12 protein-coding genes and 2 tRNA genes are annotated in these 11,558 nt (G+C 69.9%); 10 read left to right on the forward strand and 4 right to left on the reverse strand.

The features are described from left to right. The first annotated feature begins 13 nt into the window (after positions 1 to 13). The 5 genes from gltX to L1857_RS10225 all read left to right on the forward strand — a co-directional run bounded on the left by gltX (position 14) and on the right by L1857_RS10225 (position 3,322). The gene (gltX, locus tag L1857_RS10205; RefSeq protein WP_116112275.1) at positions 14 to 1,495 is read left to right on the forward strand and encodes a glutamate--tRNA ligase; all 1,482 of its coding nucleotides are present in this window, start codon (positions 14 to 16) and stop codon (positions 1,493 to 1,495) included. A gap of 179 nt (positions 1,496 to 1,674) precedes the next feature. Next, entirely contained in the window at positions 1,675 to 2,367 is a 693-nt protein-coding gene (locus tag L1857_RS10210) for an HAD family hydrolase (protein WP_116112272.1), read from the forward strand. Between the two features lie 93 nt (positions 2,368 to 2,460). Next, positions 2,461 to 2,532: transfer RNA gene (locus tag L1857_RS10215), tRNA-Gln, on the forward strand. A gap of 62 nt (positions 2,533 to 2,594) precedes the next feature. Continuing rightward, positions 2,595 to 2,667, forward strand: a tRNA-Glu gene (locus L1857_RS10220). A gap of 118 nt (positions 2,668 to 2,785) precedes the next feature. Next, complete coding sequence (locus tag L1857_RS10225; protein ID WP_116112270.1) at positions 2,786 to 3,322, forward strand: GNAT family N-acetyltransferase; 537 nt, start codon at positions 2,786 to 2,788, stop codon at positions 3,320 to 3,322. A gap of 37 nt (positions 3,323 to 3,359) precedes the next feature. On the opposite strand, the gene L1857_RS10230 is transcribed toward L1857_RS10225, so the two are convergent. Both L1857_RS10230 and L1857_RS10235 read right to left on the reverse strand, forming a co-directional pair. Beyond that, on the reverse strand, positions 3,360 to 3,959 hold the full coding sequence (locus L1857_RS10230) for a class F sortase (RefSeq protein WP_116112268.1): 600 nt from the start codon (positions 3,957 to 3,959) through the stop codon (positions 3,360 to 3,362). A 4-nt stretch (positions 3,960 to 3,963) separates the two neighbouring features. Next, positions 3,964 to 4,674 carry a hypothetical protein gene (locus L1857_RS10235; RefSeq protein WP_233157408.1) on the reverse strand — a complete coding sequence of 237 codons (711 nt, stop codon included), beginning with the start codon at positions 4,672 to 4,674 and terminating at the stop codon, positions 3,964 to 3,966. A gap of 519 nt (positions 4,675 to 5,193) precedes the next feature. Between L1857_RS10235 and L1857_RS10240 the strand changes: the two genes are divergently transcribed. Then, on the forward strand, positions 5,194 to 5,787 hold the full coding sequence (locus tag L1857_RS10240; RefSeq protein WP_116112265.1) for an Rv1733c family protein: 594 nt from the start codon (positions 5,194 to 5,196) through the stop codon (positions 5,785 to 5,787). 86 nt (positions 5,788 to 5,873) lie between these two features. Next, on the forward strand, positions 5,874 to 6,188 hold the full coding sequence (locus tag L1857_RS10245; RefSeq protein ID WP_094007386.1) for an antibiotic biosynthesis monooxygenase family protein: 315 nt from the start codon (positions 5,874 to 5,876) through the stop codon (positions 6,186 to 6,188). A gap of 342 nt (positions 6,189 to 6,530) precedes the next feature. Here the strand turns inward: L1857_RS10245 and L1857_RS10250 are convergent, their stop codons facing one another. Together L1857_RS10250 and L1857_RS10255 are read right to left on the reverse strand one after the other, a co-directional pair. After that, a complete protein-coding gene (locus L1857_RS10250) occupies positions 6,531 to 7,157 on the reverse strand; it encodes an alpha-ketoglutarate-dependent dioxygenase AlkB (RefSeq protein ID WP_094007380.1) in 627 nt (208 codons plus the stop codon). 39 nt (positions 7,158 to 7,196) lie between these two features. Next, positions 7,197 to 7,916, reverse strand: coding sequence for an IclR family transcriptional regulator (locus L1857_RS10255; protein ID WP_027931891.1), 720 nt, complete (start codon positions 7,914 to 7,916; stop codon positions 7,197 to 7,199). 128 nt (positions 7,917 to 8,044) lie between these two features. On the opposite strand from L1857_RS10255, the gene leuC reads away from it, so the two are divergent. The 3 genes from leuC (at position 8,045) to L1857_RS10270 (ending at position 10,927) form a co-directional block, all read left to right on the forward strand. Beyond that, positions 8,045 to 9,460: a 3-isopropylmalate dehydratase large subunit gene (gene leuC / locus L1857_RS10260; protein ID WP_094007378.1), complete on the forward strand. Its 1,416-nt coding sequence runs from the start codon at positions 8,045 to 8,047 to the stop codon at positions 9,458 to 9,460. Positions 9,461 to 9,476: 16 nt separating this feature from the next. Continuing rightward, positions 9,477 to 10,079, forward strand: a complete 603-nt coding sequence (leuD, locus tag L1857_RS10265) for a 3-isopropylmalate dehydratase small subunit (protein WP_094007377.1) — start codon at positions 9,477 to 9,479, stop codon at positions 10,077 to 10,079. 227 nt (positions 10,080 to 10,306) lie between these two features. Next, on the forward strand, positions 10,307 to 10,927 hold the full coding sequence (locus L1857_RS10270; protein ID WP_094007376.1) for an HU family DNA-binding protein: 621 nt from the start codon (positions 10,307 to 10,309) through the stop codon (positions 10,925 to 10,927). Positions 10,928 to 11,558 lie beyond the last annotated feature (631 nt).

The following is an 11,558-nucleotide window of genomic DNA, read 5'->3' on the forward strand; positions in this document are numbered from 1 at the left end:
GGCTGAACGGGTTATGACTGAGACAGTCCGCGCCCGCTTCTGCCCGTCGCCCACCGGAACCCCGCACGTGGGGCTCATCCGCACGGCGCTGTTCAACTGGGCCTTCGCCCGGCACCACGGTGGCAGCCTGGTGTTCCGCATCGAGGACACCGACGCCGCCCGGGACAGCGAGGAGTCCTACCAGCAACTGCTGGAGGCGCTGCGCTGGCTCGGTCTGGACTGGGACGAGGGTCCCGACGCCGGTGGCGAGTACGGCCCGTACCGGCAGAGTGAGCGCCGCGACATCTACGCCGACATCGCGCGCCGCCTGCTCGAAGCCGGCGAGCTGTACGAGGCGTTCTCCACCAACGAGGAGGTCGCCGAGCGCCGCCGGGCCAAGGGGCAGGACCCGCAGCTCGGCTACGACAACTTCGACCGCGACCTCACCCCGGAGCAGCGCGCGGCCTACCGCGCCGAGGGCCGGGTCCCGGTGCTGCGCCTGCGCATGCCGGACGAGGACCTGGCCTGGGGCGACCTGGTGCGCGGCGAGATCAGCTTCCCGGCCGGCTCCATCCCGGACCCGGTCCTGGTGCGCGCCAACGGCGACCCGCTCTACACGCTGACCAACCCGGTCGACGACGCGCTGATGCGGATCACGCACGTCCTGCGCGGCGAGGACCTGCTCCCGTCCACGCCTCGCCAGATCGCGCTGTACCGCGCGCTGGAGCGGATCGGCGTGGCGGAGTTCACGCCCGAGTTCGGCCACCTGCCGTACGTGATGGGCGAGGGCAACCGCAAACTGTCCAAACGCGACCCGCAGTCCAACCTGTTCAACTACCGCGACCGCGGCTTCATCCGCGAGGGCCTGCTGAACTACCTGGCCCTGCTCGGCTGGTCGATCGCCGACGACCGGGACACCTTCACCGTCGACGAGCTGGTGCGGGCGTTCGAGATCTCCAAGGTGAGCGCCAACCCGGCCCGCTTCGACGTCAAGAAGGCCGAGGCGATCAACGGCGTGCACGTCCGCGCGCTGGACGCCGAGGACTTCGCGCAGCGCGTGGTGCCCTACCTCCAGGCGGCCGGGGTCCTGCCCGCCGAACCGTCCGAAGAGCAGCTCACCACGTGGCGCACCATCGCGCCGCTGGTGCAGGAGCGGGTGACCGTCCTGGGCGACGCGGCGCCGCTGGTGCGGTTCCTGTTCGTGCCGGAGGCGGAGTTCGCGCCCGAGGAGGACGCGGCCGCCAAGAACCTCAAGCCGGACGCCGAACCCGTGCTGCGCGCGTCGATCGAGGCGCTGGAGGCGCTGCCGTCGTGGGAGACCGCGGCCATCGAGCAGGCGCTCAAGGACGCCTTGGTCGAGGGCCTGGGCCTCAAGCCGCGCAAGGCTTTCGCCCCGGTTCGCGTCGCCATCACCGGTCGCACCGTGTCGCCGCCGCTGTACGAGTCGATGGAGCTGCTCGGGCGGGAAGTTTCACTCGGACGTCTGCGTAACGCTCTGCCCGGCAACGCAGAGTAGAACCGATCGCGGTCGAATCGACGCGTTGAATCACCTTGTCGGCCGAACCGCTCAGCGTAGTTCTCGCCTAGCCTCGCTGGGTGGATTTTGCGCGTCCCGGCACACCTACCCGCGTCCGTGTCCCCGAGCCCGGTCTGGGGGATCCGGCGGATCCGTGGAGACCGTCCAGCCTGCGGCTGGTGTGCCTGGACATCGACGACACGTTGATCGACTTCACCTCCGCGGGCAAGCGCGCGCTGTCGCTGCTCATCGGCCGCGGCGACCTGTGGCCGCTGTGGGAGCGCATCACCGACTGGCACGTCGCCCGCGTGGTCGCGGGTGAGATCGACTACGCGTCCATGCACCAACGGCGCACCCAGTGCTTCCTCGCCGAGATCGGCATCGTGCTGGAAGCGGAGGACGTGGCCCGGTTCGAGTGCCGCCGCAAGGAGGTGCTGCGCACCTCGTGGCGCCTGTTCGACGACGTCCTGCCGTGCCTGGAGTGGCTGCGCGCGGCGGACGTCCTCATCGCCGCTGTGACCAACGCCTCCGGCGCCCACCAGCGGGCCAAGCTCGCCGACCTGGGGCTCACCCGCTTCTTCGACCACGTCGCCATCGCCGGGGAGGTCGGCGCCGCCAAGCCCGATCCGGTGATGTTCCACTCCGTGTGCGCGGTGCTCGACTGCGACCCGAGTGAGGCCGCCCACGTGGGGGACAAGCTGCACACCGACGCCGTGGGCGCCCGCGACGCCGGCCTGGAGGGCGTCTGGCTCGATCGCACCGGGGGTGACACGGCGGTGCCGGAGGGTGTGCACGTCATCGGCGGCCTGGACGAGCTCCCGCAGCTGCTGGTCAGCGAGTTCGCGCGGATCGGCGTGCCGGCCCAGCGCTGAACCCCACCCCCCGGTTACGCACCGCTGACGGGGCTAGGCTATATTTCTTCCCAGCGGAGCTGCTCCGAGTCGCGAATCGGAGTGGCAAACCGTTGGGGTATGGTGTAATTGGCAGCACGACAGATTCTGGCTCTGTTAGTCTAGGTTCGAGTCCTGGTACCCCAGCTGCAAGAGGAAAAACCCGCTCTGGTAAGGTTCCTCTCGCAACACGGAAGACCAACTTCCTAGCCCCCGTCGTCTAGCGGCCTAGGACGCCGGCCTCTCACGCCGGTAGCGTGGGTTCGAATCCCATCGGGGGTACACCGAAGGACCGCCAGCCACCAGGCTGGCGGTTTTTTCTTGTCCTGGCACGAAAAGCGCTCGTCCACCTTGGACAACTCACGTGACAGGCCGCCGGGGCGGCGCTTAACCTCCGGGCATGGCCGAGATCACGAACCTCCGGATCGCCCACACCGCCGATCTCGGCGCACCGGTCCTCCGCGCGGCCCACGACCTCTTGTCCGAGGTGTTCGACGGCGACCTGACCGAACACGACTGGGAGCACGCCCTGGGCGGCGTGCACGCGCTGCTGTGGGAGGGGCCGGAACTGGTCGCCCACGCGTCCGTGGTGCAGCGCCGGATGATCCACCAGGGGCGTGCCTGGCGCACCGGCTACGTGGAGGCCGTCGGAGTGCGTGCCGACCGCCGCAGGCGCGGCTACGGCGGCCTGGTGATGGCGCCACTGGAGCGTGTGATTCGCGAGGCGTACGAGGTGGGTGTGCTCAGCGCGTCGGATGAGGCGATCCCGTTCTACCGCGCACGCGGCTGGATGTGCTGGCGCGGGCCGCTGTCGGCGCTGACGCCGTCCGGGATCACGCCCACGCCCGAAGAAGCGGGCGGGGTCTTCGTGTTCGGGGGGTCGCTCGACCTCGACGGGGAGCTGACCTGCGACTGGCGCGACGGGGACGTCTGGTGAGCCGGTGGCACCGCGGCGGGCCGCGGTGCCACCGGAGTCACGCCAGGTTCGCGTAGACGACGATGTTGTCGGTGTAGCTGTGCTCGGCGTGGTCGAACACGCCACCGCACGTGATGAGCCGCAGCTGCGGCTTGTCGGTGTTGCCGTAGACCGCGTCCTGCGGGAACTGGTCCTTGGGCACCTGCGTGGTGTGGTCGACCACGAACCTCAGCTGCTGGCCGTCGCTGCGGTCGACGAAGATCTCGTCACCCGGCCGGACGTCCTTGAGCTTGTAGAAGATGCCCGGCTGGCGGTTGCCGTCGACGTGACCCAGGATGATCGCCGGGCCGACGTCGCCGGGCACGGGGGACAGGCGGTACCAGGCGGCCTGCATCGGCTTGTCGACCGAGGGCACCGCGATCTCGCCGTCCTTGTTCACCGCGACCGAGATGAGCGAGGACTCGGCGCCGATCTTCGGGATCCGCACCTGGGTCGGCCGCAGCTTGTCGTACGGCTTGGTCACCGGGACCGACGTGGTGGGCGCCGCCGTCTGCGTGGGCTGGGGATCGGAGCCGCAGCCGGTCAGGACGAGGGCGAGCAGAACCGCCGGGGCGGCCGCGAGAACGCGACCGCCCCGGCCGGCGAACGGGTTGCGCATGGCGTCAGAACCGGGCGGTGCCGCCGGCGCCGGTCTCCACGCCCTGCTTGGGCGCGAACGAGACCTGGGCGTCGCCACCGTTGCTCTGCTGCCACTCGTCGGCCTCGCCCGAGCCGGGGACCGGAGCCACGCCGCCACCGGAGGACCCGCCGCCCTGCGGGGCGCCCGCGCAGGTCCAGTCGGCGGTGACGTTGCCGGCGTCGAAGGACTTGCCCTCGTGCAGCTGCACCAGGTAGTCCCAGTACCGGCCGTCCTGCTCCTCCTGGTACGGGCCGTCGAGGATGTCGAAGTCCGGCGACCACACGTCGGTCGGCTGGCCGGCGGCGCACGCGATGATCAGCACGCCGGTGCCGTCGCCGAGGTCGATGCCGTAGGCGACGTCGTCCTGGTACGGCGGCTCCTCCGGGGTGCTGCTCTCGGAGGTCGACGTCGGCTGGCTCGACTCCGTCGTGCCGGGCGATGTCGTGGTGGACGTCGTGGCCGGGCTGCTGGTGAGGCTCGGCTGGCTGGTCGCCGTGGCGGCCGAGGACGTCTCGCTCGTCGTCTCGGCGGCCGAGCTGGGCGCGGAGGTTTCGGTGCTCTCCGGCGCCGCGGAGGTCGTGGTGGTGACCTCCGGGGTCGTGCTCTCCTCGGCGAGCGCGGCCGGAGCCATGGTGAGGCTGATCAGCGCACCGCTGATCACGGCCGCCGCGAGGCGGCCCAAGGGCTTACGCAAAGTGACTCCACTGGTGTTTTCGAGACGCGCGGTGACCCCGACCGCCCCCGGCGCGCGCGTCATCACTCTTCTGGCTGAGGCGCACGCGTGATCCTGCCCGATTTCGATCACGGGGAGAAACGAAAACGGGTGTGATGAAAATTGTCGCGGAAATGTGTAACGCGAACGCCCTAATCGACGATCGCGAATCAGCGCGTTACATCAACGGACGATAACAGTCCGTCGCCGCCGCGACCAGGCTCGCTCCGCTGGAAAATATCCCACGAGATCGGCCGGGATCGTGGATCGCCAGGTCCAGGCGATCACTGAGCGTGTCCTCCCGTGCTGGGGGAAAGCCCTTTCGGTCGATGTCGTGAACCGTTCACCGGTGCCAGCATGGAGACATCCCGATCTTGTTCCGCTGTGAGGGGTGGCTCACAGCGGTCTTGGTCTCGTTTCAGTGCCAATTCGGGTACGGGCGCGGCACAGTGGGTATCGCGATTGTGCCTGCCGAGGTAGCAGAGGAAGGGGGATTCGACCGTGACCGGACCAATCGGGCGTTTCTGGCGGCGCCTGCACATCGGTCGCAACCCGTTGGCCAGAACGTCCGACCGGGTCGAGGCTGCGCTGCTGTTCGTGGTGATGCTGGGGCTGCTGGTCGCGATTCCGCTGGCGTTGTTCGCCGGGTCCCAGACGTACGGGGGTCAGCTGGCGGTGTCCGAGGAGCAGCGCGCGTCGCGCCACCTCGTGACCGCGACGCTGATCGAGGACGCGCCGACGCCGGTGCCGGCGACGGAGGGCGCGTTCTCGACGAGCGGCTCGGCCGGGGTCCACGCGACGTGGACGTACAACGGCGGGGAGCCGAAGACGGGCATCGTGGCGGCCGACCCGGGCGCGACCGCCGGGACGACGGTCCCGGTGTGGATCAACGAGGCCGGGGACCCGGTGCCCGCGCCGATCAGCTCCACGGACGCGGCCACGACCGGCGCGCTGGCGGGAATCTTCGCCTGGCTCGTGGCGGCTCTCGTGCTGACCGCGACGTACTGGATCACGCGCTTCGTGCTGGACCGCAGGCGTGCCGCGAGGTGGGAAGCCGAATGGGCCGCGCTCGGCGACCGCTGGGCGCGTTCCTGACTGTTCACTGGGGTTTCCTGAGGTGGCGTGTGTTCTCCGTCTCGCCCCGTTGATCTCCAGCGCGGTCGAGGTTCCAGAATTCAATCATGGTTGAAAACGGGGTCACGTTCATCAACGTCATCGAACTGCCCGCCGGCGAGGTGGACGCGTTCGTCGAGCAGTGGCGGGAACGCGCGAAGCTGATGCGGGACGCGCCGGGGTTCCGGGACTCCCGGTTGCACCGGGCCAAGCTGCCGGACGCGCGCTTCCAACTGGTCAACGTGGCGCACTGGGACAGCGCCGAGGCGTGGCGAGCGGCGACTACGAACCCAGCCTTCCAGGCGGCGATGGGGGACGTGCCGGGAAGCGTTGCGCCGAACCCGGCCCTCTACGACGTGGTAGTGGAGTACGGACAACCCTGACCGCGCAGACGGAATCCTTCGTGGCGGAGGGCGCGGGCGGCATGATTTCTGGCGGGCCTGTGCGGTCCCTCCGCGGCGTGGTGGGTGGTGTTCGCCGCTGTCTGTTGCCGAGTGGTGAGCGCACACCGTGCGGTCGGTGTCGTCCTCGTGGGGTGGGTCGCGGTGTCTGCCGCTGCGCCTGGGAGTTCAGCGCACCCTGCGCGGTCGGCGTGATTGCCTGGCGAGTCCGCGCCGTCCCTCCGCGGCGTGGGGCGCGGTGTCCGCTGCTGGTCGTTGCCGAGCGGTGAGCGTTCCGCCGTGGCGGGCGGCCTTCGCCGCTGCCCGCCGCCGGTCTCGAAGAGTTCAGCGCACCCCGCGCGGCCGGAACTGGATGCTGATCCTCGGCCCGGCCGGGCGGCTCGTCTTCGGGATCGCGTGCTCCCACGTCCGCTGGCACGAACCGCCCATCACGATGAGGTCGCCGGGGCCCAGCAGCTGCCGCACGGTCGCTCCGCCGCCGCGGGGGCGCAGCAGCATGCTTCGCTGCGCGCCGACCGACACGATGGCCACCATGGTGTCCTCGCTCGAACCCCGGCCGATCGTGTCCCCGTGCCACGCCACGCTGTCCCGGCCGTCGCGGTAGAAACACAGCCCCGCCGTGCGGAACGGCTCACCCAGCTCGTCGCCGTAGTGCCGGCTCAGCGCCTCCCGCGCCTCCTCCAGCACCGGGTCCGGCAGGCGCTCGCCCTCGCCGTAGAAGCACAACAGCCGCGGCACGTCGACCACCCGGTCGTACATCCGGCGCCGCTCCGCGTGCCACGGCACGTCCGCCGCCAAGCGCTCGAACAACAGGTCCGCGCCCGTCAGCCAGCCCGGCCGCAGATCGATCCACGCGCCGTCGCCCAGTTCCGTCCGCCGCGTCGCGGTCAGGGACCCGAGCGAGCATTCCTCGGCCTGACCGAACAGCGACCCCTGCAGCCCTGCGGTCATCCCGCAAGGCTACCCCAAATCGAACGTCTGTTCTAGTCGCTACAGCCGTTCCTGCAACGCCTCCGCCGCCGCCAGCAGATCCGCCGCCCACCGCGCGCCCGGCTTGCGCCCGATCCGTTCCACCGGACCGGAAACCGACACCGCCGCGATCACGTTGCCCGCGGAATCCCGCACCGGCGCGGAAACGCTCGCCACGCCCGGCTCGCGCTCGGCCACGCTCTGCGCCCACCCGCGGCGCCGCACCTCGAGCAGGGTCCGTTCCCCGAACACCGCGTCCGCCAGGATCGTGCGCTGCGTGTGCGGATCCGACCACGCCGCGAGAACCTTCGCGCCCGAGCCGGCCGTCATGGACAGTCGTGTGCCGATCGGCACGGTGTCGCGCAGGCCACTCATCGGCTCGGCGGTCGCCACGCACACGCGCTGGACCCCGTCGCGCCGGTACAACTGCACGCTCTCCCCGGTGATGTCGCGCAGCTTCGGCAGCACCGAACTGGCCGCGTCCAGCAACGGATCCGCTGTCCCGCCCGCGAGTTCGGCGAGCGCGGAACCCGGGCGCCAGCGGCCGTCCGGCCCGCGCCGGAGGAGGCGGTGCACCTCGAGCCCGACGGCGAGGCGGTGCGCGGTCGCGCGCGGCAGCCCGGTCCGGGTGCACAGTTCCGCGAGCCCGCACGGATCCTCGGCCACGGCCTGCAGCACGGCCACGGCCTTGTCCAGAACGCCGATACCGCTCTGCTGGTCAGAAGAGCTATGCTGTCCCACGACGCGATACTAGCTTCCCGGGATTTGGGAAGTCCAGAATCTGGGAAAATCGAACCCGAGGTCGCTGACGTTCCCGCGACGGTCCCCGGGTTCCTTTGCTCCCAATCAACCTCGTGGGAGGAGCACACATGACCACCACGCGGCCGCGGACACTGGCCGAGAAGGTGTGGGAGGCGCACACGGTGCGCCGCGGTGAAGGAGCGGAACCCGACCTGCTCTACATCGACCTGCACCTGGTGCACGAAGTCACCAGCCCGCAGGCGTTCGACGGTCTCCGCCTGGCGGGGCGCAAGGTGCGCCGCCCGGATCTGACCATCGCGACCGAGGACCACAACGTCCCGACCGTCGACATCGAACTCCCGATCGCCGACCCGGTGTCCCGCACCCAGGTCGAGACGCTTCGGAAGAACTGCGCGGAGTTCGGCGTCCGGCTGCACCCGATGGGCGACGCCGAGCAGGGCATCGTGCACGTCATCGGCCCGCAGCTGGGCCTGACCCAGCCCGGTATGACGGTCGTGTGCGGTGACAGCCACACCTCCACCCACGGCGCCTTCGGCGCGATGGCGTTCGGCATCGGCACCTCCGAGGTCGAGCACGTGCTGGCCACCCAGACCCTGCCGCTGCGGCCGTTCAAGACGATGGCGATCAACGTGGACGGACAGCTCCGCCCGGGCGTCACCGCGAAGGACGTCATCCTCGCTGTCATCGCCAAGATCGGCACCGGCGGCGGCCAGGGCTACGTCCTGGAGTACCGGGGCAGCGCGATCGAGGCGCTGTCGATGGAAGCCCGGATGACCATCTGCAACATGTCGATCGAGGCGGGCGCCCGCGCCGGCATGATCGCCCCGGACGAGACCACCTTCGCCTACCTGAAGGGCCGCCCGCACGCCCCGAAGGGCGCCGACTGGGACGCCGCGGTCGAGAACTGGAAGTCGCTGCGCACCGACGAGGGCGCCGAGTTCGACGCCGAGGTCCACCTCGACGCCGACACCCTGACCCCGTTCGTGACCTGGGGCACCAACCCCGGCCAGGGCCTGCCGCTGAGCGAGTCGGTGCCGGACCCGGAGCAGATCGCCGACGAGAACGAGCGGTACGCCGCCGAGAAGGCCCTGTCCTATATGGACCTGAAGCCGGGCACGCCGCTGCGGGAGATCAAGGTCGACACCGTCTTCCTCGGCTCGTGCACCAACGGCCGGATCGAGGACCTGCGGGCCGCCGCGGACGTGCTCCAGGGCCGCAAGGTGGCGCAGGGCGTCCGGATGCTCGTCGTGCCCGGCTCGATGCGGGTGCGCCAGGCCGCCGAGGCCGAGGGGCTGGACAAGGTCTTCCTCGACGCCGGCGCCGAGTGGCGGCAGGCGGGCTGCTCGATGTGCCTGGGCATGAACCCGGACCAGCTGGCCCCCGGCGAGCGCAGCGCCTCCACCTCCAACCGCAACTTCGAGGGCAGGCAGGGCAAGGGTGGCCGCACCCACCTCGTCTCGCCGCTCGTCGCGGCCGCCACGGCCGTCCGCGGCACGCTGTCCAGCCCCGAAGACCTGAACTGAAGGAGCCCACACCACCATGGAGCCGTTCCAGAAGCACACCGGCATCGGAGTGCCCCTGCGCAGGTCCAACGTGGACACTGACCAGATCATCCCGGCCGTCTACCTGAAGCGGGTCAGCCGCACCGGTTTCGAGGACGGCCTGTTCGCCGCCTGGCGGAGCGACGAGTCGTTCATCCTGAACCAGGAGCCGTTCAAGGCCGGCAGCGTGCTGGTCGCCGGTCCTGACTTCGGCACCGGGTCCTCGCGCGAACACGCTGTCTGGGCATTGATGAACTACGGCTTCCGCGTCGTCATCTCCTCCCGCTTCGCCGACATCTTCCGCGGCAACTCCGGCAAGCAGGGTCTGGTGGCCGCCCAGTGCGAGCAGTCGGACGTCGAGCAGCTGTGGAAGATCCTCGAGAACGACCCCGGCACGGAGGTCACGGTCGACCTGGAGGCGAAGACCGTGCGGGCCAAGGACTTCCAGACGACCTTCTCGATCGACGACTACACCCGCTGGCGGCTGCTGGAGGGGCTCGATGACATCGCTCTCACCCTGCGACACGCCGAGGACATCGACCGGTTCGAGGCCGGCCGTCCCAGCTGGAAGCCGGTGACCACCCCGGTGGCCGCCGGCTAGCACGAATTCCCTGCTCAGCAAGGGATTCGCACCCGGCCATCGGCCGGGCACACCACGCCGAACGGCGCGCGGAAGGGCCCGCGAGGGTCGCTCAGGAGGCGGAAACCACGCCCCGCCTGCAGAAAAATTCCGCGCGCCGTTTGGAATTTTGGGCGAGTTGGTAATACCGTGTGCGTGAAGTCGGCCGATGTGGCCGTGTGACACGTAGTTCTTCATGGAGGACTGGAATGGCCAACAAGGCCCAGCTGATCGAGGCGCTCTCCGAGCGTCTGGGCGACAAGAAGGTTGCTTCCCAGGCGGTCGACAACCTGGTGGACATCATCATTCGCACCGTGCAGAAGGGCGAGAAGGTCAACATCACCGGTTTCGGGGTGTTCGAGAAGCGCGCCCGCGCGGCCCGCACCGCTCGCAACCCGCGCACCGGTGAGACGGTCAAGGTGAAGAAGACCAACGTCCCGGCCTTCCGCGCCGGTACGACCTTCAAGGACGTCATCAGCGGTGCCAAGAAGCTGCCGAAGGCCACGGCGGCGAAGCGCACGACGACGACTTCGACCCGCAGCGCTGCCGCTTCGACCCGCAGCACCGGCACCACGACCCGTGCCGCGTCGTCGCGGTCCACCACCGCGAAGGCGACGACCACGCGTCCCACCGCGACCCGCAGCACCAGCACGCGCACCCGCGCCGCGGCCGCCACCAAGACCGCCGCGCCGAAGGCCACGGCTTCGAAGACCACGGCGGCGAAGTCCACCGCGGCGAAGAAGACGACCGCCACGAAGGCGGCCCCGAAGGCCACCGCCGCGAAGACCACCGCGGCGAAGAAGAGCACCACGACCCGGAAGAAGAAGTAAGAGCTATCGCGATTGCTTCTCGGCAGGGCCCCCGCGGATCCGCGGGGGCCCTGCCGCGTTCCGGGAGCGGCGCGCCAGCGCCGTGCAGTGAACCCAAGGTAGCTGGGTGGTCATCCCGTCGTCTGACACTGGACGATCACCTTGAGCCAGGGCCGCAACCCGGGCCGCCAACCGGCGGCCGACCATGCCAACCTTGCGGCCCTGGCTCAAGGTGATATGCACAAACCGGAAGGCGACGGGATGACCACCCAGCGACCACCTGCATGAGGTGAGAGAACCGCATTCCCCGTCATCCCGGAGCCTGCCCGTCCGGCGAGGACATCTCTTGATCTTTAGTCTTGCGCCTTGGGCAGACGAAGAGTCCGCCCTGCGGGCGGACACGCCCTTCGGGCGGAAGCGCCTCACGGCGCCGAACGGTCACCTCGGGTGCCACCTCCCCCGCCCCCTCTCCTTGAGTGTGTATTGGTCGCCGAGCAGGCGTGTCAAGGCGGGAAAGAGTACCTTGACACGCCTGATCGGCGACCAAAAGCGGGCTGGGGATCGGGGGCGGGGGAGGTGTGCGGCGTGGTCGGTCCGCTTGCCTTGCCGGCCGCCGGTTCGTTGGTTGGAGCGGGCTGGCTTGCGTTGCCGG

It is taken from the genome of Amycolatopsis thermalba, from assembly GCF_023376025.1.
Taxonomy (GTDB): domain Bacteria; phylum Actinomycetota; class Actinomycetes; order Mycobacteriales; family Pseudonocardiaceae; genus Amycolatopsis_E; species Amycolatopsis_E thermalba.